The following is a 23,856-nucleotide window of genomic DNA, read 5'->3' on the forward strand; positions in this document are numbered from 1 at the left end:
GGGCATGGGATGACGCCGTCAAGACAACGGGTCGGTGTCCCATTGTCGCATACCCCAGCCTGCGAACATGCGCAATGGCCGGAAGTGCGTTCTGCTCTCTCGTTACAACCGTCTGGCGGCGCCGGGCATTCCGCCCGAAGCGCCGCGACGGGTCAGCGCCAGCCGCGCTTGTCGTCGTCCGGGCGGCGATCGGCGAGGAAGCGCTCGAGCTCGGCGGCGAGCTCATCGGCACTCGGCAGGTCGCCCGTGTGGATGATCGGCTGCGCGAGCGTCGACCCCGCCATATAGGAGTCGTAGCGATCCTCGAGGGTGCGCAGCATCGCCGTGAGCTCTTCATTGCCCTCGACCTGGTCATCGACCTTGGTGAGGTACTCGCGGTTCTCCTCGCGCACGCCGTCGGCATCGAAGACGAGACCTGTCGCGACTGACACGCTGTCCAGGCCCGCGATGGCAGCCGCCGGGTACTCGGTGTCGCCCAGGTAGTGCGGGACGAGCAGCACGAAGCCCGCCACAGGCATGCCACTCTGCGCGAAACGCAGTTCGAGCAGGTGGCCCATCGTGGCCGGAACCTGCGTGTGCGGCTTCCACACCGAGTGCGCCTCGGTCAGCTCGGTGCGCGTGCCGCTGACGGTCGTGCCAATGGGCCGCGTGTGGGGCACGGGCATCGGGATCGCGTGCACCCACGTGACCGTGGAGACCTGCAGGCCCTCCGCGAGACCGACGACGGTCTCAGCGAAGGCGTCCCATGCGAAGTCCGGCTCGTATCCGGCCAGCAGCACGAACGGCTGTCCGAGCGCGTCATGGGCGAGCGCGAGCTCCAGCCGCGGCGCGCGATAGTCGAGCAGGTGGTCGCCGTCGAAGGTGACCGTCGGGCGGCGGGCGCGGTAGTCCAGCAGGACGTCGGACGAGAACACCACGACCGGCGATGGCTCAAGGTCGTCGCGGAACAGTTCGATCATGCGCGAGACGGCGTTTCCGGCATCCGTGAATCCGGTCAGCGCGACGATCATCGGCAACCCCGCGGGGACGGGGGGCGCTGACGCAACACGCTCATAGAGAGGACCGTTCAAGGGCATGCATCCACTGTACGAGCCGCGCACGGGCGCGCGGCCGAGTCGCGCTGACAGCGAACACGGCATCCCACACTCGCCGCGTTTTCGTCGGACCCGGCGTACGCGGCAAACCTAGGATGGGTCGCATGGCGTTTCCCGAGTTGTCCACGTCCACCGCTGCCCTGCACTCGCCGGACGCCCAGACAGAAGTCGACGCGCTCGTGCTCGCGCTGCCGCCCCTCGACGAAGCCGAGGTGGCGCTGGCGGAGTGGCCGGGTCTCGCGGCAGCCCTGACCGGCATCGGCTTCACGGGTGCCCTCGCGACGGTGAGTCGGGTGCACGCGCCGGATGCCACGGAGCTGCCCCTCGTCGTCGTGGGCACGGGCACACAGCCGGGCGCCGCCGCTGTGCGTGATGCCGTCGGCGCCGCCGTGCGCACGACGACCGGATTCGCACGCCTGGCCGTCGCTGCCCCTGCCGCCGATGACGCCCTGTGGAGCGCGGCTGCTGAGGGTGCGCTGCTGGGCGGCTACCGCTTCGACGACTACAAGAAGCAGAGCACGGGATCTGCGCGTGCCGAGCAGGTTCGCCTGCACTGGTCGCAGCCCGCGGACGACGCACAGATCGCCCACGCCGGTGCGGTCGCCGCCGCCGCCGCACTCGTGAAAGACCTCGTCAACACCCCCGCGCAGTGGCTGGGCCCGCGGGACGTCGCCGACGCGGCGATCGCGTCGCTCGCGGACCTGCCCGTGACCGTGACCGTCCTCGATGAGACGGCTCTGGCTGAGCAGGGGTACGGCGGCATCCTCGGTGTCGGCCAGGGGTCGGTCCGCCCGCCGCGCCTCGTGCACCTCGACTACGCGCCGGACGGCGCCGACCGCCACATCGCCCTGGTCGGCAAGGGCATCACGTTCGACACCGGCGGCCTGTCGCTGAAGCCGCCGGCATCCATGGTCGGCATGAAGTACGACATGGCCGGTGCCGCGACTGTGCTCGCCGTCGTGCGCGCGGCCGCGCAGCTCGGTCTGCCGGTGCGCGTGTCGGGCTGGATGTGCGTCGCCGAGAACATGCCCTCGGGGTCGGCGCTGCGCCCCGGCGACGTCGTCCGCATCGCCGACGGCACCAGCGTGGAAGTGCTCAACACGGATGCCGAAGGGCGCGTCGTCCTCGCCGACGGGCTCGTGGCCGCGAGCCGCACCTCACCCGACGTGATCGTCGACGTGGCGACGCTCACAGGAGCGATCATCGTCGCGCTGGGCCACCGACACACCGGCGTGATGGGTGACACTGACGCTGTGGCCGCCTATCTCTCCGCTGCCGATCGCGCCGACGAGCTCGCGTGGCATCTGCCGCTGCCGGCGTACATGGAAGAGGAGCTGGACTCCCCCATCGCCGATCTGCAGAACGCGAAGATCGGCGACACCTCGGGCGGCTCGCTGTTCGCCGGCCTGTTCCTGCAGCACTTCATCGGACGCACGTCGGAGGAGGATGACGCTCCGCGCATCCCCTGGGTGCATCTCGACATCGCCGGCAGCGGCACGGCCCGTGCCGCGAGCGGCGCGACCGACAAGGGACCGACCGCGGCGACCGTCCGGTCGCTGCTGGAGTTCGTGCAGAAGGGTGGGCGATGACCGAGCACACGGCAGACCTCGTGGTCCTCGGCGGAGGCAGCGGTGGCTACGCCGCCGCGATCCGCGCGTCCGAGCTCGGCAAGAGCGTCGTGCTGATCGAGCAGGACAAGGTCGGCGGCACGTGCCTGCACCGCGGCTGCATCCCGACCAAGGCGCTCCTGCACACGGCGGAGGTCGCCGACCACGTGCGGGATGCCGCGAAGGTCGGCGTCGGCGCGAGCTTCACCGGCATCGACCCCGCCGCCGTCACGGCGTACCGCGAGGGCATCGTGGCGAAGAAGTTCAAGGGCCTCGAGGGTCTGCTCAAGGCCCGCGGGATCACGGTCGTCACCGGGAGCGGCCGGCTGCTGGCCGACCACGGCGTCGCGGTCGGCGACGACGTCTATCGCGGGACCGACGTCATCCTCGCGACCGGGTCGTACAGCCGATCGCTGCCTGGTCTCGAGCTCGGCGGTCGCGTCCTCACCAGCGAGGGTGCGCTCGCGCTCGAGGTCGTGCCCGACCGTGTCGTCATCCTCGGCGGCGGTGTGATCGGCGTCGAGTTCGCGAGCGTGTGGCGCTCCTTCGGCGCCGAAGTGACGATCGTCGAGGCGCTCGATCACCTCGTCCCCAACGAAGACCTCGCACTGAGCAAGGGCCTCGAGCGCGCGTTCCGCAAACGCGGCATCACGGCGAAGCTCGGCATCCGCTTCGCGGGCGTGACGCAGTCGGATGCCGGTGTGCAGGTCTCGCTCGAAGACGGCTCGACGATCGACGCCGACTACCTGCTGGTGGCGGTCGGCCGCGGCCCCGCGACGGCAGACCTCGGCTTCGAGGACGCCGACGTCACCCTGGACCGCAGCTTCGTCACGGTGGACGAGCGCCTGCAGACCTCCGCTGCGCACGTCTGGGCGGTCGGCGACATCGTCCCGGGGCTGCAGCTCGCGCACCGCAGCTTCCAGCAGGGGATCTTCGTGGCCGAGCAGATCGCCGGCCTGTCGCCTGTCGCCGTCGCCGAGACCTCTATTCCGCGCGTGATCTACAGCAGTCCGGAAGTGGCATCCGTGGGCCTCACCGAAGCGCAGGCGCGCGAGAAGCACGGCGATGCCGTCGCCACGACCGAGTTCAACCTCGCGGGAAACGGCAAGAGCGAGATCATCGGCACGGCGGGTCTCGTCAAGGTCGTCCGCGTCACGGACGGCCCCATCGTGGGCGTGCACCTGCTGGGCGACCGGGTCGGCGAGCTCATCACCGAGGGGCAACTCGCGGTCGGCTGGGAAGCCCACCCCGAAGACCTCGCGCCGCTCATCCACGCACACCCCACGCAGAGCGAGGCGCTCGGCGAAGCGTTCCTCGCCCTCGCCGGCAAGCCCCTGCACGCACTCTGACACCTGCCACCTGCGCGGGTCACTAAGCTAGAACAACATCGCACTTTCTGAAGGAGACACAGTCATGAGCACATCCGTGGTCCTCCCCGCGCTCGGCGAGAGCGTCACCGAGGGAACGGTCACCCGCTGGCTCAAGAACGTCGGCGACACGATCGAGGCCGACGAGGGACTGCTCGAGATCTCGACCGACAAGGTCGACACCGAGATCCCCTCTCCCGTCTCCGGCGTGATCGAGGAAATCCTCGTCGCCGAGGACGAGACCGTCGAGGTCGGCGCCATCCTGGCGAAGATCGGCGACGGCTCGGGCGCCGCCGCTGCTGAGCCGGCCGCCGCACCTGCTGCCGCTGAGCCGGCGCCCGCCGCTCCCGTCGCTGAGCCGGCGCCCGCCGCGCCCGTCGCCGAGGCTCCCGCCGCGCCCGCTGCCCCGCCCGCCGCGCCCGCTGGTGACGCGAAGGACGTCGTGCTCCCCGAGCTCGGCGAGAGCGTCACCGAGGGCACCGTCACGCGCTGGCTGAAGCAGATCGGCGAAGACGTCGCCGTCGACGAGCCGCTGCTGGAGATCTCGACCGACAAGGTCGACACCGAGATCCCCTCGCCGGTCGCCGGCACCCTGCAGGAGATCCTCGTTGCCGAGGATGAGACCGTCTCGGTCGGCGCAGTCCTGGCCCGCATCGGCTCGGGCGCTGCGCCCGCCGCTGCCCCGGAGGCCGCTCCGGCGCCCGCCGCTGCCCCCGCGCCCGCCGCTGCTCCCGCCCCTGTGGCCGCTCCGGCGCCTGCCGCCGCGCCCGCTCCGGCCGCAGCACCCGCCGCTCCGGCTCCCGCTGCACCCGCCGCTCCGGCCGCACCCGCTACCCCGGCTCCCGCAGCCGCCGCGGACGAGGACGTCGTCACCTACGTGACCCCGCTCGTGCGTCGCCTGGCGCAGCAGCAGGGCATCGACCTCGCGACGGTCACCGGCACGGGCGTCGGCGGACGCATCCGCAAGGAGGACGTCCTGCAGGCTGCTGAGGCAGCGAAGGCTGCCCCGGCCGCTGCCGCCGCTCCGGCTCCTGCCGCCGCCCCCGTCGCCGAGGTCTCGCCGCTGCGCGGCACGACCCAGCCAATGTCGCGCCTGCGCAAGGTTCTCGCCGAGCGCGCCGTGGCATCCATGCAGCAGACGGCACAGCTCACGACCGTCGTGAAGGTCGACGTGACCAAGGTCGCGGCCTACCGCACCGCTGTCCAGTCGGACTTCGTCGCCAAGACCGGCGGCAAGCTGTCGTTCCTGCCGTTCTTCGTGCTCGCCGCGGCCGAAGCGCTGAAGACGTTCCCCGTCATCAACGCCACGGTCAACGGCACCGACATCGTCTACCCGGCCACCGAGAACATCTCGATCGCGGTCGACACCGAGCGTGGCCTGCTGACCCCCGTGCTCCGCGACGCGGGCGACAAGACGCTCGCCGGCATCTCGAGCGAGATCGCCGACCTCGCCGCGCGCACGCGTGACAACAAGCTCAAGCCCGACGAGCTGGCCGGCGGCACCTTCACGGTGACCAACACCGGTTCGCGCGGTGCGCTGTTCGACACGCCCGTCGTGTTCCTGCCGCAGTCGGCGATCCTCGGCACCGGCGCGGTCGTCAAGGAGCCCGGCGTGGTCAAGGTCGACGGTGTGGATGCCATCGGCATCCGCTCGTACGTCTACCTCGCGCTGTCCTACGATCACCGCATCGTCGACGGCGCCGACGCCGCGCGCTTCCTGGGCGCGGTCAAGGCCCGGCTCGAGAACGCCGCGTTCGAGGGCAGCCTCGGCATCTGACACCCGTGATCATGGCTGGTCCGCGACGTCGTACACGTCGCGGACCAGCCATTTTCCGTTGCTGCTGACGAGCACCAGAATCTGCGGATCCGCGCCAGCCGCCTCGACGCGGTAGACAGCGACACCGCCGTACTCGTCGAGCATCGTCGCGGTCGCGCCCGACGTAGCCACCGCACCCTCGGGCACCGGAGCGCCCGGGTCCTCCATCACGTCGGGGCAGGATGCACCGGATGCCGCGGCACATGCGCCGATCTCGCGCAGCGCGGCGTCGGCCGCCGCATCAAGGTCGTCGCCGGTGGGCGCCGTCGCCGGGTCGGCCGTCGCCGGGTCGGCCGTGGCCGGGTCAGCCGTCGCCGGCGCAGGCTCGCCTTCGCCGACCGGCTCGCCCTCGTTGACCGGCCCAGTGGCGTCCGTCGGCATCGGTGACGCTGCCGAGACCGCCGTCGAGCGGTCCTCCGGCCATGCCAGCCCGACCACGATCACGACCGCCGCCGCGCCCGCAGCCACGGCCCACAGCGCCCGACGCGGCGCCCTTGTCTTCTCGGGACGCTTCCGCGCCATCCGATCGCGCAGCGCCGCGGGCGCGGCGAGAACTCCACGCAGAGCCGCCGGCGCGGCGAGCACGCCCCGCAGCGCGGCCGTGACGCGGACCGCCCACTCGGCATCCATGATCCGCGCCGGCCACGCGGCGACCTCTTCCACCGTGCCCACTTCGCGCCGCACCGACTCCGCGCGGCGCGGCGCGAGAGCCGTCACCGTCAGGTCCGTCGGCAGCACGCCTGCTGCTGGCGCGGCCGCGCCCAGCGCACCGAGCGGCGCGGGCTCTGCGAAAGTGAACAGCGCATCCTCGCACGCGATGACATCCTCGATGGGGCAGCGCGAACGCCCGAGCAGTGCCGCAACATCGTCGATCGCGTCGCGCAGCGGCGCGGCCGCCGTCGCGGCGAGTTCTCGCAGCAGCGGCACGCCCTCTGCAGACCACGCCCGGTCGCCGCCGGCGGCAAGCACCGGACGCCCCGACGCATCGAGCCACCACGAGCCGCACTCTATGCCCTCGCTTCGCGCCTCTTCGGCCGCACGCAGCATGCTGACGGCGACGGTCACGATCTGCCCCGGCGACGCGCCCGCGCGCACGGCATCCGCCAGTCGCTGTGGACAGTGCGGCAGCACGGCGACGTGACCGCCGCGCGTGCGCGCCAGATCGACCGGGGCGAGCAGGTGTCCGTCAGGTGCGCAGCGCCACACGACCTCGGGAATCGCCGCGAGCTCCACCCACACCGTCGGCGGGGCTGTCGCCTGCAGCATCCCCGGATACGGCGCCTCATCGTCGCGCAGCCGGCGCAGCGTCGCGGACGCGTCGAAGAGCGGGACGGGAGCGGTGGCCATGCTCACGAGTGTGCTCGTCACGGCGTCGCCCGTGCGGCGCGGGAGCGCAATCTGTGGACGCTCCGCGAGATCCGCGAATTGTGGAGGAGGCGGCGGCGAGAACCGGGCGGCCCGCAAAGGTAGGCTGTCAGCATGTCATCCCGCAGTACCGCGCCTGAGAAGCGCCCTGGATTATTCGCGCAGCTGCGCTCGCTGTTCACCTTCACCAAGGCCGAGTTCGCGTGGTTACCGTGGGTGCTCATCGGCGTCGTCGTCGTCGGTATCGGCCTCGGCCTGCTGCTCGGGTTCCTGATTCAGCCCGTCGCGGTCTGGAGCGTCATCCTGTGGAGCATCACGGGCCTGATGTTCGGCGTGCTCGGCGCCATGATCCTGCTGACGCGTCTGTCGACGCGCGCGATGTACAAGAAGCTCGACGGGATGCCCGGCGCTGCCGGCCACGTGCTGTCCACGTCGCTCGGTCGCAAGTGGGTCGCCTCCGACATGCCGGTCGGCATCAACCCGAAGACGCAGGATGCCGTCTACCGCGTCATCGGACGCGGCGGTGTCGTCATCGTCGCCGAGGGTGCCCGTGGCCGCCTCACCCGCCTCGTCAACGACGAGAAGATGAAGGTGCAGCGCGTGGCATCCGGCGTGCCGATCGAGGTGCTCTACGTCGGTCACGGCGAGGGCGACGTGCCCATCTCGAAGCTGTCCTCGACCATCAAGGCGCTGCCCAAGAAGGTCGACACGGCAACGATGGCCGCCGTCGTCAAGCGCGTCGACTCGGTGTCGCAGTCAGTCACGTCGCTGCCGATCCCGAAGGGCATCGACCCCACGAAGGCCCGCGCGCCCCGCCCGCGGTAACCTGCGCTCGCGGGGTGTGTCGAGAACAGGCGATCACCCCAAAACAGGCCGATTCACCAGGCTTCCGCCTGTTTTCGCGCGCTTGCCTGTTTTCGCGTCGGATGCCCCGCGCCAGATGACCCGCGCTCAGCCGCGCAGCAGCACCGTGCCTGCCGCCTTGTCGTGCAGGCCGCGCTGATCGGCATCCCACACGACCGCCGGGATCACGACGATCAGCAGCAACGTCCGCACGATCGGCCGCCACAGCCCGACCCAGCCACCGCCCACGAGCTGCAGCCGCATGCCCAGCAGGCGGTGCCCGGGTGTGCCGCCCAGCGTCGGCAGGAACACGAGGTTCATCGCCGCGAAGACGGCCATCGGGGCGAACTGGGTCCAGCCTGCTTCCTCCGGAAGCGCGAACTGGTCGTACCCGAAGAAGGCGATCGCGATGATGGTGGCGGCGGCGTAGTCGATCGCGAGAGCCCCGATGCGTCGCCCCGCACGGGCGATGCTGCCGGGGCCGGACTCGGGAAAACCGAGACGCTGCCCCGGATAGGTGTTCTCGCTCACGGCATCCGTCACTGCATCAGCCTAACGGCGACGTCGTAACATCCCTGAAACACGCGGGATACTGGTGAGCAACCCTCCCCCGATAGCGTCGAGGCGAGCCTGATCCCGTCAGGCGTGTTCCACACCCGATCTTGGAGACTCCATGTTCAAAGATTCATCCGAGGTTCTGAAGTTCATCAAGGACGAGGACGTCAAGTTCCTCGACATCCGTTTCACGGATCTGCCTGGTGTGCAGCAGCACTTCAACATCCCGGCCTCGACTGTCGACGAGGAGTTCTTCACGGTCGGCCAGCTGTTCGACGGTTCGTCGATCCGCGGCTTCGCGAACATCCACGAGTCGGACATGCAGCTGATCCCCGACGTCTCCACCGCCTACCTGGACCCGTTCCGCGAGGCGAAGACGCTCGTCATGCTCTTCGACATCTACAACCCGCGCAACGGTGAGATCTACTCGAAGGACCCGCGTCAGGTCGCCAAGAAGGCCGAGAAGTACCTCGCCTCGACCGGCATCGCCGACACCGCGTTCTTCGCTCCCGAGGCGGAGTTCTACATCTTCGACGACGTCCGCTACGAGGTGAAGCAGAACTCGAGCTTCTTCGCGGTCGACTCCGAAGAGGGCGCCTGGAACACGGGCCGCGTCGAAGAGGGCGGCAACCTCGCCAACAAGACCCCGTACAAGGGCGGCTACTTCCCGGTGTCCCCCGTCGACAAGACCGCTGACCTGCGCGACGACATCTCGCTGCACCTCATCGAATCGGGCCTGATCCTCGAGCGCGCCCACCACGAGGTCGGCACGGGTGGTCAGCAGGAGATCAACTACCGCTTCGACACCATGGTGCACGCGGCCGACGACATCCTGAAGTTCAAGTACATCGTCAAGAACGTCGCCGAGGCGTGGGGCAAGGTCGCGACCTTCATGCCCAAGCCGCTGTTCGGCGACAACGGCTCGGGCATGCACACGCACCAGTCGCTGTGGCTCGAGGGCAAGCCCCTCTTCTACGACGAGAAGGGCTACGGCGGGCTCTCCGACCTCGCCCGCTGGTACATCGGCGGTCTCCTGGCGCACGCGCCGGCGGTGCTCGCGTTCACCAACCCGACGCTGAACTCCTACAAGCGTCTCGTCAAGGGCTACGAGGCCCCGGTCAACCTGGTCTACTCGGCCGGTAACCGCTCGGCCGCCATCCGCATCCCGATCACGGGATCGAACCCCAAGGCCAAGCGCATCGAGTTCCGCGCGCCGGATGCCTCGGGCAACCCCTACCTCGCCTTCGCGGCGCAGATGATGGCGGGCCTGGACGGCATCAAGAACCGCATCGAGCCGCACGAGCCGGTCGACAAGGACCTCTACGAGCTGCCGCCCGAGGAGGCCAAGAACATCCCGCAGGTGCCCAACTCGCTGCTCGACTCGCTCGAGGCGCTGCGCGCCGACCACGAGTTCCTGCTCGCGGGTGGCGTGTTCACGCCCGAGCTGATCGAGACCTGGATCGAGTACAAGATCGAGAACGAGATCAAGCCGCTGGCCGCGCGCCCGCACCCCTTCGAGTACGAGTTGTACTTCGGCGTCTGACGCACACCTGATCGAAACGCCCCGGCATCCTCTCGGATGTCGGGGCGTTTCGCTTCGGTGCCGCCGCTCGAACTGCAAGGAATCAGGCGCGACACGCCGGCATCCTGACCCTCAACCCGGCGTGTCGGCCACGATCCCTTGCAGTTGGATCCACAACAGGATGCCCGCGGCGCTCGCGTCAGCCGTAGAAGAGCTTCTCGAAGTCGCGGCGGGCGCGGCGCGCGGTGCGCAGCCACTCCTCTTCGACGAGCGTCGCCGACCGGGGCGGATACTCCAGCAGGCGACCGATGCCGTCGAGCTTCCCGCGGTCGGTCGGCAGCACGTCACTCGTCTGGCCCGACAGCAGAGTGTTGGCCGACCGCAACCGGCTGGCAAGGCGCCAGGATGCCTCGAGGCGCGCCGCCGCGGCATCCGGCACCAGGCCCGCTTCGCGAGCGGCCTCGAGTGCCGTGAGCGTCGAGGTCGTCTGCAGTCCCACGATGCGGTGGGCGTGCTCGTGCTGCAGCAGCTGCACGAGCCACTCGACGTCGCTGAGCCCGCCCGGTCCGAGCTTGAGGTGACGGGCGCGGTCGACACCCTGTGACAGGCGCTCGTTCTCGACGCGCGCTTTGATGCGCTTGATCTCGCGCAGATCCTGCAGCGCGACCTGCGCCGGGTACCGCACGTCGTCCGCGAGCGCCATGAACCGCGTGATGAGCTTGACGCTGCCCGCGACGCCGCGCGCCCGCAGAAGCGCCTGAGCCTCCCACGAGAGCGACCAGCGGCGGTAGTACTCGGCGTACGACTCGATCGAACGCACGAGCGGGCCGTTGCGCCCCTCGGGTCGCAGATCGGCGTCCAGATCGAACGGGACGCGGTGATCCTCCGAGTACGCCCGCAACCCGGTCACGAGCTGCAGCGCGAGCTCATGGGCACGCTGCGGGTCAAGGCCGTTCGCATCGTAGACGTAGAGCACGTCGGCGTCCGACCCGAAGCCGAGCTCGCCGCCGCCGAACCGGCCCATCGCGATGACCGAGAAGTCCAGTGCGGCATCCTCCGGCGGCACGACCTCGCGGCGCACGGCGCGCAGCGTCGCCTGGATCGTCACTTCGCTCACGGTCGTCAGCCCGTCGGCGAGCTCGTCGATCGTCAGCGTGCCGAGCATCGAGCCGAACGCGAGACGCAGCAGTTCGCGCCGGCGCAGCGCGCGGACGGCGCCCATCGCCTCGACGATCGTCTCGTGCCGGGTCTGGATCGCCCGCGCCTCGTCCTGCAGGGCCCGACCCGTGCGCGGGCGCAGTTGCTCTTCCGCGTCGAGCCAGGCGACCGACTCGGGAATCCACTCCATCAGCTCACCGATGTAGCGCGATCCCGACAGCACGCGCGTGAGCCGCTCGGCCGCGCCGGATGAGTCGCGCAGCATCCGCAGGAACCACGGGGTGTCGCCCAGCCGCTCGCTCACCCGGCGAAACGCGAGCAGCCCGTAGTCGGGATCGACGCCGTCGGCGAACCACCGGATCATGATCGGCATGAGGTGACGCTGGATCGTGGCCTTGCGACTGAGACCGCCCGTCAACGCCGCGATGTGGCGCAACGCCCCCGCGGGATCATGGAACCCGATCGCCGCGAGACGGTCGTGCGCCTGCGCGGTCGACAGCACCTGCTCTTCGGCGGGCAGGGCAGCAACAGCCGACAGCAGCGGCCGGTAGAACAAGCGCACGTGGATCTCGCGCACTTCGCGCTTGATGCCCTCCCACACATCCCAGATCGCGCCGCTGTCGGGGGCCAGGTGCGAGGCACGCGCCAGCACGCGCAGCCCCTCGGGCGTCTGAGGCATGAGGTGCGTGCGGCGCAGCTGGCGCAGTTGCACGCGGTGCTCGAGTACGCGCAGCCGGCGGTAGTCGCGCGCGAACGCCGCCGCGTCGTGACGACCGATGTAGCCCTCGGTCACCAGGGCATCGAGCGCGTCGAGCGTGCCGCGCTGGCGGATGCGGTCGTCGGCGAGGCCGTGCACGAGCTGCAGCAGCTGCACCGTGAACTCGATGTCGCGGATGCCCCCGGGCCCGAGCTTGAGCTGGTACGGCACATCCGCGGCCGGGATGTGCTCGGTGACGCGCTCACGCATCCGCTGCACGCTGTCGACGAAGTTCTCCCGCGCGGCGCTCGTCCACACCTTCGGCTGCACCGCCGCGACATATGCCTCACCGAGCATGCGATCGCCAGCGAGTGGGCGCGCCTTCAGCAGCGCCTGGAACTCCCAGCTCTTCGCCCAGCGGTCGTAATACGAGAGGTGCGACTCGAGGCTGCGCACGAGCGCCCCCTGCTTGCCCTCCGGGCGCAGATTGGCATCCACTTCCCACAGCGGCGGCTCGATCTCCATGCCCGAGATGCCGCGCATCGTCTGCACGGCGAGCCGCGTCGCGATGTCGATCACGCGGCTCTCGCCGACCTCTTCGAGCAAATCGCCCGACGCTCCCCCGACGAAGATCACGTCGACGTCGCTGACGTAGTTCAGCTCGCGAGCCCCGGTCTTGCCCATCCCGATGATCGCGAGCTCGGTGCCGGCGACCTGATCCCGCGGGAACAGACCGGCGCCGACGCCGCCGCCTGCGACACGGGTGCGGGCGACGGCCAGGGATGCCTCGAGGGCCGCGCCCGCGGCATCCGCCAACGCTGCGGCGACGGCCGGCAGCACCTCGACGGGGTCTGGCGCACTCAGATCGAACGCCGCGATGCGGGCAAGTACGCGCCGATACCGCACGCGCAGCGCCACCCAGGCGCTCTCGTCTCCGGTGCCGGCGAAGCCCTCGGCATCCGCCCCGACCGACTCGAGCAGGTCGGCCACCAGCTCGTCCCCGGTCGGCAGACGCCCGTCGGATGCCGTGAGCTCGGCCAGTTCGGCAGGATGCCGCAGGTAGAAGTCCGCGAACCCGTTCGAGGCACCCAGCAGCAGCCACAGCGTCGGACCCACGCGCCGCACGGCGGCGCTCACGGCAGCCGCGTCGCGGCGCGCGATCCGCGCGAGCGCGGCGAGGGCTGCGTCGGGATCGGCCGCCGCGTCGGCACCGACGAGGATCTCTTGCCGGGTGATGCCGAGCCCATCGGACAGCTCGGTCAGCAGCTGATCGGCCTGCCCGATCTCACCGAAGCCGTCACGAGCCAGCTCGGTCCGTACGGACGTGCGCTCGCTCCCGGTCATGAGCGGCCTAGAGCATCTCCAGGTTGCTCTTCAGCTCGAAGGGCGTCACCTGAGAGCGGTACTCCGCCCACTCGCGGCGCTTGTTGAGCAGCACGTAGTTGAACACCTGCTCGCCCAGCGTCTCGGCCACCAGCTCGGAGTCCTGCATGTACTCGATCGCGTGGTCGAGGCTCGCGGGCAGCTGCGCGTAACCGAGCGCGCGGCGCTCGGAGTCGGTCAGCGACCACACGTTGTCCTCGGCCTCGGGCGGCAGGTCGTAGCCCTCTTCGATGCCCTTCAGGCCCGCCGCGAGCATGAGCGCGTAGGCCAGGTAGGGGTTGGCCGCAGAGTCGAGGGCGCGGTACTCGATGCGCGTGGACTGGCCCTTGTTGGGCTTGTACATCGGCACGCGCACGAGAGCCGAGCGGTTGTTGTGGCCCCAGCAGATGAAGCTCGGGGCCTCGTCGCCACCCCACAGCCGCTTGTACGAGTTGACGAACTGGTTCGTCACCGCCGCGATCTCGTTCGCGTGCGTCAGGAGCCCCGCGATGAACTGACGGCCGGTCTTGGAGAGCTGGTACTGCGCGCCCTCTTCGTAGAAGGCGTTCTGGTCGCCCTCGAACAGCGACATGTGCGTGTGCATGCCGCTGCCGGGCTGGCCAGAAAGAGGCTTCGGCATGAACGTCGCGTAGACGCCCTGCTCGATGGCGACCTCCTTGACGACCGTGCGGAACGTCATGATGTTGTCGGCCGTGGCGAGGGCGTCGGCGTAGCGCAGATCGATCTCGTTCTGACCGGGACCGCCCTCGTGGTGGCTGTACTCGACCGAGATGCCGAGATCTTCCAGCATGCGCACGCTGCGGCGACGGAAGTCGTGGGCCGTGCCACCGGGCACGTTGTCGAAGTAGCCCGCCGAGTCGACCGGCTCGGGGCCTTCGGTGCCGAACGACGACGACTTCAGTAGATAGAACTCGATCTCGGGATGCGTGTAGAACGTGAATCCGGCATCCGCAGCCTTCGCGAGTGTGCGCTTGAGCACGTGCCGCGGGTCGGCGACGGCGGGCTGGCCGTCGGGCGTCGTGATGTCGCAGAACATGCGCGCGGTGGGGTCGATCTCGCCACGCCAGGGCAGCGTCTGGAACGTCGTCGGGTCGGGGTGCGCGAGCAGATCGGACTCGTAGGAGCGCGTCAGTCCCTCGATCGCCGAGCCGTCGAACCCGAGCCCCTCGGTGAAGGCGCCCTCGACTTCGGCCGGGGCGATCGCGACCGACTTGAGCGTCCCGATCACATCCGTGAACCAGAGGCGGACGAACTTGACGCCCCGCTCCTCGATCGTGCGCAGTACGAAGTCCCGCTGCTTGTCCATCGCGTCCTCTCACACACGGCTTCGCACACGAAACCGAACCGAAGGCCAGACTATCGGCCCGCGTCACCTTGCGAGGCGCGCCGGGCCGGTCAGATCAGGCCGTTTGGTCGTCCTCACCGGTGCTGCCGCCCCAGGCATCCTCGGCGGCGTCCTCCTCAGCCCACGCGCGAGCGCGGTCGGCGAGCAGCTTGGGCGCCGCGGCCGCCTCTTCCGCCGTGTCGAACGGACCGGCCCGGTCGACGGCGGGCGACTCGAACCCGCGCTCCACGGCGCCGGTGGTCAGGTTGTACCAGAACTTCTCTTCGCCAGCGGTCATCGCGGGCTCCTTCCCGTGGATCACGTCACCGTCGCTCTGATCCTAACGAGCACACCTCCCTCTCACGAGCGCCGCCCGCGACCCGGTTAGGCTGAACCCATGACGACGAAGGCGACCCGCGCGGTCGGTGTGGACATCGGCGGAACCGGCATCAAGGGTGCCCTGGTAGACCTCGAGGCCGGTGAGCTGCTCAGTGACCGTGTGAAGGTCGCCACTCCCGTCGGGGCCGAGCCCGCCGACGTGCTCGCCGCAGTGCGCCAAGTTCTCGACACGCTGGGCGTCACCGATCGTCACGACGTCCCACTCGGCGTCGCCTTCCCCGCGATCGTCAAGCACGGCCGCACCCTGTCAGCGGCCAACGTCGCCGACACCTGGATCGGCTTCGAAGCCGAGAAGTTCTTCGAAGACGGTCTCGGCCGCGAGATCCATTTCGCGAACGACGCGGATGTCGCCGGCATCGCCGAGGTGCAGTTCGGCGCGGCGCACGGTGTCGACGGGCTGACGATCCTCACGACACTGGGCACGGGAATCGGCACGGCCCTGCTGTACAACGGCGTCCTGATCCCGAACGCGGAGCTCGGTCACCTGCAGCGCGCCGAGAAGAAGAAGGACTTCGAAGGCGTCGCCGCGTATTCGGCGATGGAGCGCGAATCGCTGTCGTGGCCGGAATGGGCGGGCCGCCTGCAGGCCTACTACGACCACCTCGAGTTCCTCTTCAGCCCCGACCTGTTCGTGGTCGGCGGCGGCGTGTCCAAGCACGCCGACGAGTTCCTGCCGCTGCTGAAGCTGAACACGCCGATCGTGCCGGCGCGACACCGCAACAACGCGGGGATCATCGGCGCGGCAGCACTCGCGCTACAAGACGCCCACTGATACGCGCCAGCACACGTATCAAGGCATCCTTCCTCCCTTCCATTGTCCCACGCGGGTGGGTGCTTGCGGCAAGACCCCCTCTGTGATGCAGAATCGCTGATCGCGCGCACTTTTCGCATGCGCGGGTACAGGGAACGGGATGCCGATGAACGATGCCGCCACGAGCGCTTTCGCACTGCCTGCACGCCTTCACGCCAAAGGTGAGCCGGCGCTGATCGCGATGGATGAGCGGGTGTTCACCCGGATCCGTCGCTCGCTCGACACGGCTGCCGCAGACACCGAGGCGCGACTGGCACGGACGCGACTGCTGCCGGGCAGGTCGGGCCAGGAGGCGATGGACCGCGACCTCGAGACGCAGCGGCTGAGCGCACGTCTGCGCCTGCTGCGCCGTTTCGGCCTCGACGCGTGCATCGGTCGGATGACCGCGACCGATGGCACGCACCGCTACGTCGGCCGCTTCGGGCTCGCCGGCGACACCAGCGGCAGCGACACCAGCGGCACCAGTGACACCGACGACACCGACGACCGGCTGCTCATCGACTGGCGTGCGCCCGCCGCCGAGCCCTTCTTCGCGGCGAGCCACGGCAACCCGATGGGGCTGTCGAGCCGGCGCCGCTATCGCTGGGCCGGCGGCCGCATCGTCGACTACTGGGATGAGGTGTTCACCCCGGACGGCCTCGACCATTCCGCGGCGCTCGACGATCAGTCGGCCTTCATCGCGAGCCTGGGTGCGGAACGATCCGCCCGCATGCGCGACGTGCTGGGAACGATCCAGACCGATCAGGATGCCATCATCCGCGCCGACTCGCACGGCGCGCTCGTCGTCGACGGCGGCCCCGGCACGGGCAAGACGGTCGTCGCGCTGCACCGTGCGGCGTACCTGCTGTACGCCGACCCTCGGCTGCAGACCGGGCGCGGCGGTCTGCTGTTTGTCGGTCCGCACCGCCCGTACCTCGACTACATCGACGACGTGCTGCCCAGCCTCGGCGAGGAGGGCGCGCTCGTGGCGACGCTGAACGATCTCGTTCCCGGCTTCGCGGACGCTCCGCAAGAGACGAACGCGGGCGCGCGTCGCGCGAAGGCCGACGCGCGCCTGGCGGACGCGGTAGATGCGGCCACCCGGCTGTGGGAGCGTCCGCCCCGTCGTGCGGTGCGGATCCCGACGCTGTGGGGCGTGGTCACGGTGACGGCCGCGGAGTGGGCCGAGGTGTTCGCCACGGCGGAAGACGGCCTGCCGCACAACGAGGTGCGTGGCCAGGCGTGGGATGCTCTGCTGGAACTGCTGACCGAACGCGTCGACGCGACGCTGCGCGATGGCGCGGCCGACGCGGTCGACGACCGCTGGGCGCAGGGCTGGGGGGATGCCTCGAGCGACGACGTCTACCGTGACGCGATCGCGGCCGACGGCGAGTTCGACGCGTACGGCCTCGACAGCGATGAGGGACCGACCCGGGGCATCCTCGAGCAGGACGAAGAGCTGCGCGCGCTGTTCGACCGTGCCTGGCCGCTGCTGGACCCTGAGGCGCTCGTGCGCGGCCTGTGGCGGGATGCCGCGCTGTTGCGGACGTGCGCGCCGTGGCTGAGCACGGAGGAGGTCGCGACACTCACCGCCGGTGCGCGCGCGGGTGCGACCCCCGCGTGGACGGATGCCGACCTCCCGATCCTCGACGCGGCGCGCTTGCGCGTCGGCGATCCCCGCGGCGAGGTGCGCCGGCGCCGGGCACGCGCCGAAGCGGCGGCCGACCGCGAGGTCATGTCAGATGTCGTGACGCACCTGATCGCCGCCGACGACTCGGATCTGAAGCTCATGTCGATGCTGCGGGGGCAGGATCTGCGGCGCACGCTCGCGACGGCGGCTGACTCCCCCGCCGACCCGCTGGCCGGCCCGTTCGCGCACATCGTCGTCGACGAGGCTCAGGAGCTGACCGACGCGCAGTGGGCGATGCTGTTGCGCCGTAATCCGGCGCGCAGCTTCACGATCGTCGGCGACCGCGCGCAGGCACGGCGCGGCTTCGCCGAGACCTGGGCCGACCGCCTGCGCCGGGTCGGACTCGATCACGTCGAGATCGCGCGACTTACCGTGAACTATCGCACCCCCGAAGAGGTGATGTCGGTCGCCGGGCCGGTCATCCGCGCGGTGCTGCCCGACGCGAATGTGCCGGTCGCCGTCCGGCGCAGCGGCGTGCCCGTCCGCTTCGGTCGGCGCGCCCAGCGCGACGGCATCGTGGATGCCTGGCTGGCTGATCACTCCGGCGGCATCGGTGTCGTCATCGGCGACCCGTCGTTCGCGCCCCGCGAGCGCGTGCGGTCGCTGTCGCCGCAGTTGGTGAAGGGTCTCGAGTTCGACCTCGTCGTGCTCGTCGAGCCCGACAGCTTCGGCGCGGGCATCACCGGCGACGTCGACCGCTATGTCGCGATGACCCGCGCGACGGGCGAACTGGTGATCCTCGCGGGCTGAGCGGAGCTGAGCGGAGTTGAGCGGAGCTGAGCTGAGCAGCGCGGCGCGGGCTGGGCGAATGGGCCGGCCTGTACGCCGGGTTCTGTCCTGGAGTCTGAGACATGCTCGCGCTCCGTGGACGGTCATCTCTCTCGGCGACACGTTGCCGTGCCGCTCCAGCGGCCTACCCGGGGACTCGGCGAGCCGCGTCAACATCCCCTGTCTGGCCTTGCTCCGGACGAGGTTTACCGTGCGAGCCGTGTCACCACGGCCCCGGTGGTCTCTTACGCCACCCTTTCACCCTTACCACTGGACCCCTCGACAAGCTCGGGGACCAGCGGCGGTCTGCTCTCTGTGGCACTGTCTCGCGGATTGCTCCGGGTGGGTGTTACCCACCGCCCTGCCCTGTGGAGCCCGGACGTTCCTCGGTGCGGATTGCCCCGCCACGCGACCGTCCAGCCGACCCATTCGCAACACGATTCTACGGGAGGGGTACCAAATCGCGCCGTGAGTGGTAGTTTGACCTCAAGCGGTCCACTGGGGGACAGGGATCGTGAGGGCTGGGGGGCCCGAAATAATGCACAAGAAGATGATTCTGTCTGTCTGTGCGGCTGCAGGGCTGGTGTTTGGGGCACCAGCGGCTGCGGTCGCCGTGGATACGTCCACCTCGACCACCGACGCGCCCGACGACGCGGGCAGCTACACGCCGGACAAGCCGGACGAGCCGTCGCTTGCCGGCTCGTCTGTCGCCGCGTACTGCCTCGACAACGCGCCGTGGATCGACTTCTCGGTCGAGCTGACCGATCCGGACGACATCGCGACGTCGCACGTCGCACGTCTGGTGTTCAGCAACGGCACGAACACCACGACCGTCACCCTGGGAACGCTTGTCGACGGAGCGCTGTCGGGTTCGGTGCTGTGGCCCGGTGCGGCGGTCGACGGTTCGACCGCGACGGCATGGCCTGGGTGGGAGTACTTCGGCGGCGCATGGCACGAGACCGGTGGCAACTTCGGCTGGACGAAGGGCGACGACGTCACCGCGACGATCGAGGTGAACCCGGTGCTGGTCTTGCCGGTGTCGTACCCGAACGCGACCTCGGCGTGCGAACCGGTCGTGGGTGAGGTCGCCGGAGGCTCGGTGCAGTCTGCCGGGCTCGCAGCGACCGGTGGCGACATCGTCACCGCTGCCGGTGTCGGCATCGCCGCCATCGCCCTCGTCGGTACCGGCGCGGCGCTCGTCGTGCGCCGCCGGAAGGCGTGACCGGACACCGAGCGACTGTCCGCATCAGCACCGGCCACCTCGTGGTGGCATCGGTGCTGCTCGGGGTGTCGCTCGTGGCTGCCATGGGGTGGATCGCGTTCCGCGTGTGGGACACAGCCACCTCGCTGCAGCGCGCCGCGGAGGCGGGCAAGACGGCGGCATCCGCCCTCGCTGCCGGTGACCTCGACGGTGCGCGCGCGGGGCTGGTCGAGCTCTCGTCGGCAGGGGCCGCCGCCGGCAGCGCCGCGCAGGACCCGACGTGGGCCGTCGCGGCGGCCATGCCGGTACTCGGAGACGACATCGCGGCGGTGGGCGTCCTCGCACGCGCCGTCGACACGCTGGCGCGGACGCTCGCAATCCCCGCCGCCGCGATGTTCACCGACAGCACGGATGCCACCGGTACCGCCGAACTGGCCCGCTGGGCACCGACTCTGGACTCGGCTGTCGCAGGCCTCGCCGATGTCCGCACCGAGCTCGCCGGCGTGGACACGACCGGGCTCGTCGGGCCGATCGCGAATGCCGTCGATGAGCTGACGGGCATCCTGGATCAGGCCGCACCTGCAATCGAGACCGCCCGCGCGGGCGCCGCCGTAGCTGGGGTGCTGAACGGGGGCGAGACCTCCGTGCTCGTGCTGATGCAGAACAGCGCCGAACTTCGCACCGGCGGCGGCATCACAGGCTCGTTCGCCCTGTTGCGCATCGCAGATGGCGAAGTCAGCCTCGAGGCGCAGGCCGACTCCTCGACGTTCCCGGCGCTCCTGGAGCCCATCGTCCCGGTCACCGCGGCGCAGGACGCACTGTACGGGGACGTCGTCGGGCGATTCGTGCAGAACGCGTCGATGCCCACCGACTTCGCCGAGACGGCGCAGCTCGCATCGGCATGGTGGCAGAGCGCCGGGCATGCGGCGCCCGACCTGGTCGTCTCGGTCGACGTCCCCGCAATCGGCGCGCTGCTGAACGTCGTGGGAGCGGTGCGACTGCCCGACGGGTCAGAGCTGACGGATGCCAACATCGTGCAGCGCGTGCTCGTCGACCCCTACCTGTCGCTCGACAGCGATCAGCAGACGCAGCTGATGCAGTCCGCGGTCGCGGCGACCGTCGACGGGATCGCGGGCGCGCAGATCGACCCGCTGCGCTGGCTCTCCGCTCTTGCGACACCCATCTCGGAAGGGCGGCTATCGGTGTGGAGCGCTGACGCCGACGTCGAGACGCTGTTGCAGCAGTCCGCCCTCGGTGGGCCCGCCGCCCGCGTCGCGGCGGCCGGCGACGATGCGTTCGGCGTGTTCTTCAACGACGGCACGGGCGGCAAGATGGACGTCTACCTGCACGTCGACATGGTGGTCACGAGCGCGGCCTGCCGCCCCGACGGCCTCGCCGACGTCGTCGTGCAGCTGACGATGTCGAGCAGCGCACCCGCGGACGCCGAGTTCGCGCTGCCCGGCGATGTCACGGGGCGCGGGCTGTTCGGCACCGGTGTCGGCGACATCGGAACGAGCGTGTCCGTCTCCGCGCCGCCCGGAAGCTACTTCGGCGGCGTCACGAAGGACGGAGCACGCGCACTGTCTGTCGACGTCGACGATGCGGGCCGCCCGACGAGCCTGGTGCGCGTCAACCTCTCCCCCGCCGAGGTGAACGTCGTCGAGTTCCACTTCACGATGGGCACGCCCGGTCAGGTGACGCCGACGATCGTGCACACACCGCTGCTGAACGCCGCCGCCGTCACCGTGGCTGAGGGCGGGTGCGGCTGAGGGCGGCTGTGACCGGGCCGGGAGCTCAGGTCTTCGCGGCATCCGTGGTGATCCGGAGGTCCAGCGGCACATCGATCGGGAACTCGCCGAACAGCAGACGCGCCGCGCGTGCCGCGGTGCGCTGCACAGCGGCCGCCACGAGCGCCGCGTGTGCGGCGGGCGTGTGCACGATGATCTCGTCGTGCAAGAAGAAGCACAGGTGGGCACGACGGCCGAAGACGGGCCCGGATGCCGGGGCCGCGTCGGCCTCGGCGACCCGCGGCAGCAGCGTCAGTTCGCCACGCAGGTCGGCCAGCCACGCCAGTGCCCACTCGGCGGCCGTCCCCTGCACGACGAAGTTGCGCGTGAACCGGCCCCGGTCGCGCGCCGATCTGCGGGCCCGCGTGCGATCGGCCTCGGTGGCATCCGGCGCTCCGGCACGATCCTGCGCATCCCGCCAGACATCCCCCGCGACGGGGCTCGACCGGCCCAGCCACGTGCTGACGATCCCACCCTCTTCCCCCGTGCGCGCGGCCTCGTCGACGAGGCCCATCGCGCGGGGATAGGCACGGCGCAGAGCCGGCACCAGCCGCCCGCTGTCGCCCGTCGTGGCCCCGTACATGGCGCCGAGCATCGCGATCTTCGCCTCTTGGCGGGTGCTGACGATGCCGCTGTCGACGATGCCGTCATACAGGTCTCGGCCGCGGGCGGCGCTCGCGAGTGCGCGGTCGGAGGCCATCGCGGCAAGCATGCGCGGCTCGAGCTGCGCGACGTCGGCCACGACGAGCATCCAGCCGGGGTCGGCGCGCACCGCCGGGCGCAGTTGACGCGGCAGCTGCAGGGCACCGCCGCCCGATGACGCCCACCGTCCGGTCACGACGCCGCCCGGCACGTAGACCGGTCGGAACCGGCCGTCGGCCGCCCACTCGTCGAGCCAGGCCCAGCCGTTGGCGCTTACGAGACGCGTGAGCTTCTTGTACTGCAGCAGCGGCGCGATCACGGGGTGGTCATACTCGGCGAGCTCCCACCGGCTCGTCGACTGCGCGAGGATGCCGATGCGATGAAGACTCCGCAGCAGCTTCGGCTGCGAGTCGAGGCTCGCTGCCGGGTCGCCCAGGGCTGCGCGCACGATCGCGCCGAGCTCCTGCACACGCGGCGCGACAGCGCCGGGCGCGGGCCGGGCGCCAAGCGTCTCTTCCAGCAGCGACTCGTGCACGGCGCGACTCCAGGGCATCCCCGCGGCGTGCAGTTCGACCGCGAGCAGGGCGCCGGCCGATTCGGCCGCCAGCAGCAGGCGCAGTCGGTCGGGGTCGGATGCCTGTGCGACGGCGGCGAGCTGGCGCCGCAGCTCGGCGAGCACCGACTCGATGTCGTCGGGGATCCCGCCGGGCGCGTCGGGGCCTGCCTCGAGATCGAACAGCGCGGGGCGACCGTCGGCGTCGGGCTCGGCCGGCGCGGCATCCCACGCGTGCGCCGCCCGCAGCGGCGCCGGGTCGGTGACCAGCGCACTGTCGCGCAGGATGGCGTGGCAGAGCCTCAGGTCGTGGCATCGCGCGATCGTGACGCCGGCCGCGACCAGGTCGGCGTACCAGCCCGGCGTGTCATTCCAGACCCAGCGCGCGTCGGGAGCATCCCCCGTCGCCGCGGACGCCCACGCGGGCAGGGCTGGCGTCGCGAACCGCTCGCGCGCGAGCTCTGACAACTCGGCATCCAGTTGCACGACCACGACGTCCGCACCGTCACGCGCGACGACCTGCCAGCGCGTACGGGCGCGTGGGGTCACAGCCCCGATTCGTCGGTGCGCACGAGGATCGCGCCGCACTCGGGGCACATCACGACGTCGTCCTCGGCCGCCTGGCGCAGCGTCTGCAGGTCGGTGCCCGAGAGCACCATGTGGCAGGCCTCGCACGTGCGACGCCGCAGCAGGCCGGCACCGTTGCCGCGCGCGGCGAGTCGGTCGTACACGGCGAGCAGCTCGGCGGGCACCTTGGCGGCGACCGCCTCGCGGTCGCGGGTCGCCGATTCGAGGCGTGCGGTGGCGGCGGCGACGGCATCCTTGCCCGCAGCACTCAGCCGAGCCCCCTCGGCGTTGGTCTCGGCGACGAGCGCCTCCTGCTCGGCGACGGATGCGTCGGCCGCCTCGAGGCGCTCCATGAGCTCGAGCTCAGCGTCTTCGAGGTCGCTCTTGCGCTTGGCGAGCGATGCGAGCTCGTGCTCGAGTCCCTGCGCCTCTTTGACGTTCGCGGTCGCGGCGAGCCGCTCGGTGTCGCGCGCCACGCGCGCCTCAACGAGCGCGACATCCGACTCGAGTCGCTTCATCTCGGCGCGTGCATCATCGCGCACACCCAGACGCGTCGTCAGTTCGGCCGACTGGGCCTGCCGCTGTGCGAGCAGCTCGGTCACGCGGGCACCCTGCTCGGGGTTGCGGCGGGCGTGGTCGGCGGCGCGGATGGTGGCATCCAGGCTCGCGACCTCGACGAGGAGCAGCTGGTCGGCGGGAGGTGCTTTCACGCCCTCCAACCTACCGTG

General features: G+C 70.5%; 17 protein-coding genes and 1 other RNA gene. 9 read left to right on the forward strand and 9 right to left on the reverse strand.

Annotation, left to right across the window (positions count from 1 at the left end):
• Positions 1 to 152 precede the first annotated feature (152 nt).
• The gene (locus tag BGO46_RS06840) at positions 153 to 1,076 is read right to left on the reverse strand and encodes a PAC2 family protein (protein WP_292679035.1); all 924 of its coding nucleotides are present in this window, start codon (positions 1,074 to 1,076) and stop codon (positions 153 to 155) included.
• A 122-nt stretch (positions 1,077 to 1,198) separates the two neighbouring features.
• On the opposite strand from BGO46_RS06840, the gene BGO46_RS06845 reads away from it, so the two are divergent.
• The 3 genes from BGO46_RS06845 (at position 1,199) to sucB (ending at position 5,845) form a co-directional block, all read left to right on the forward strand.
• Positions 1,199 to 2,683, forward strand: a complete 1,485-nt coding sequence (locus BGO46_RS06845; RefSeq protein ID WP_292679032.1) for a leucyl aminopeptidase — start codon at positions 1,199 to 1,201, stop codon at positions 2,681 to 2,683.
• Positions 2,680 to 4,050, forward strand: a complete 1,371-nt coding sequence (lpdA, locus tag BGO46_RS06850; protein WP_292679029.1) for a dihydrolipoyl dehydrogenase — start codon at positions 2,680 to 2,682, stop codon at positions 4,048 to 4,050. Before BGO46_RS06845 ends, lpdA begins: the two co-directional genes overlap by 4 nt.
• A 64-nt stretch (positions 4,051 to 4,114) precedes the next feature.
• On the forward strand, positions 4,115 to 5,845 hold the full coding sequence (gene sucB / locus BGO46_RS06855; protein WP_292679026.1) for a 2-oxoglutarate dehydrogenase, E2 component, dihydrolipoamide succinyltransferase: 1,731 nt from the start codon (positions 4,115 to 4,117) through the stop codon (positions 5,843 to 5,845).
• Between the two features lie 9 nt (positions 5,846 to 5,854).
• On the opposite strand, the gene BGO46_RS06860 is transcribed toward sucB, so the two are convergent.
• A complete protein-coding gene (locus BGO46_RS06860; protein WP_292679024.1) occupies positions 5,855 to 7,231 on the reverse strand; it encodes a hypothetical protein in 1,377 nt (458 codons plus the stop codon).
• A gap of 132 nt (positions 7,232 to 7,363) precedes the next feature.
• Between BGO46_RS06860 and BGO46_RS06865 the strand changes: the two genes are divergently transcribed.
• Complete coding sequence (locus BGO46_RS06865) at positions 7,364 to 8,074, forward strand: DUF4191 domain-containing protein (protein ID WP_292679022.1); 711 nt, start codon at positions 7,364 to 7,366, stop codon at positions 8,072 to 8,074.
• Between the two features lie 126 nt (positions 8,075 to 8,200).
• On the opposite strand, the gene BGO46_RS06870 is transcribed toward BGO46_RS06865, so the two are convergent.
• The gene (locus BGO46_RS06870; RefSeq protein WP_292679019.1) at positions 8,201 to 8,635 is read right to left on the reverse strand and encodes an RDD family protein; all 435 of its coding nucleotides are present in this window, start codon (positions 8,633 to 8,635) and stop codon (positions 8,201 to 8,203) included.
• Positions 8,636 to 8,765: 130 nt separating this feature from the next.
• Between BGO46_RS06870 and glnA (BGO46_RS06875) the strand changes: the two genes are divergently transcribed.
• Positions 8,766 to 10,190, forward strand: a complete 1,425-nt coding sequence (glnA, locus tag BGO46_RS06875) for a type I glutamate--ammonia ligase (protein WP_292676490.1) — start codon at positions 8,766 to 8,768, stop codon at positions 10,188 to 10,190.
• Between the two features lie 178 nt (positions 10,191 to 10,368).
• Here the strand turns inward: glnA (BGO46_RS06875) and BGO46_RS06880 are convergent, their stop codons facing one another.
• The 3 genes from BGO46_RS06880 to BGO46_RS06890 all read right to left on the reverse strand — a co-directional run bounded on the left by BGO46_RS06880 (position 10,369) and on the right by BGO46_RS06890 (position 15,029).
• Complete coding sequence (locus BGO46_RS06880; RefSeq protein ID WP_292676487.1) at positions 10,369 to 13,368, reverse strand: bifunctional [glutamine synthetase] adenylyltransferase/[glutamine synthetase]-adenylyl-L-tyrosine phosphorylase; 3,000 nt, start codon at positions 13,366 to 13,368, stop codon at positions 10,369 to 10,371.
• Between the two features lie 7 nt (positions 13,369 to 13,375).
• A complete protein-coding gene (gene glnA / locus BGO46_RS06885) occupies positions 13,376 to 14,713 on the reverse strand; it encodes a type I glutamate--ammonia ligase (protein ID WP_292676485.1) in 1,338 nt (445 codons plus the stop codon).
• A 94-nt stretch (positions 14,714 to 14,807) separates the two neighbouring features.
• Positions 14,808 to 15,029, reverse strand: a complete 222-nt coding sequence (locus BGO46_RS06890; protein ID WP_292676484.1) for an SPOR domain-containing protein — start codon at positions 15,027 to 15,029, stop codon at positions 14,808 to 14,810.
• Positions 15,030 to 15,128: 99 nt separating this feature from the next.
• On the opposite strand from BGO46_RS06890, the gene ppgK reads away from it, so the two are divergent.
• Together ppgK and helR are read left to right on the forward strand one after the other, a co-directional pair.
• Positions 15,129 to 15,902 carry a polyphosphate--glucose phosphotransferase gene (gene ppgK / locus BGO46_RS06895; RefSeq protein WP_292676482.1) on the forward strand — a complete coding sequence of 258 codons (774 nt, stop codon included), beginning with the start codon at positions 15,129 to 15,131 and terminating at the stop codon, positions 15,900 to 15,902.
• 145 nt (positions 15,903 to 16,047) lie between these two features.
• Complete coding sequence (helR, locus tag BGO46_RS06900) at positions 16,048 to 18,360, forward strand: RNA polymerase recycling motor ATPase HelR (protein ID WP_292676479.1); 2,313 nt, start codon at positions 16,048 to 16,050, stop codon at positions 18,358 to 18,360.
• Between the two features lie 55 nt (positions 18,361 to 18,415).
• Here the strand turns inward: helR and rnpB are convergent.
• Positions 18,416 to 18,806: RNase P RNA component class A (gene rnpB / locus BGO46_RS06905), an RNA gene on the reverse strand.
• Positions 18,807 to 18,991: 185 nt separating this feature from the next.
• On the opposite strand from rnpB, the gene BGO46_RS06910 reads away from it, so the two are divergent.
• Positions 18,992 to 19,600, forward strand: a complete 609-nt coding sequence (locus BGO46_RS06910; protein ID WP_292676477.1) for a cell wall protein — start codon at positions 18,992 to 18,994, stop codon at positions 19,598 to 19,600.
• Entirely contained in the window at positions 19,597 to 21,348 is a 1,752-nt protein-coding gene (locus BGO46_RS06915) for a DUF4012 domain-containing protein (protein WP_292676475.1), read from the forward strand. Before BGO46_RS06910 ends, BGO46_RS06915 begins: the two co-directional genes overlap by 4 nt.
• Positions 21,349 to 21,373: 25 nt before the next feature.
• On the opposite strand, the gene BGO46_RS06920 is transcribed toward BGO46_RS06915, so the two are convergent.
• Positions 21,374 to 23,110 (reverse strand): bifunctional 3'-5' exonuclease/DNA polymerase, encoded by a 1,737-nt coding sequence (locus tag BGO46_RS06920; protein WP_292676473.1) that lies wholly within the window; start codon positions 23,108 to 23,110, stop codon positions 21,374 to 21,376.
• Positions 23,107 to 23,838, reverse strand: coding sequence for a C4-type zinc ribbon domain-containing protein (locus tag BGO46_RS06925; RefSeq protein ID WP_292676471.1), 732 nt, complete (start codon positions 23,836 to 23,838; stop codon positions 23,107 to 23,109). The genes BGO46_RS06920 and BGO46_RS06925 overlap by 4 nt, the downstream gene beginning before the upstream one ends.
• Between the last annotated feature and the right edge of the window lie 18 nt (positions 23,839 to 23,856).

It is taken from the genome of Microbacterium sp. 70-16 (genome assembly GCF_001898315.1).
Classification (GTDB): domain Bacteria; phylum Actinomycetota; class Actinomycetes; order Actinomycetales; family Microbacteriaceae; genus Microbacterium.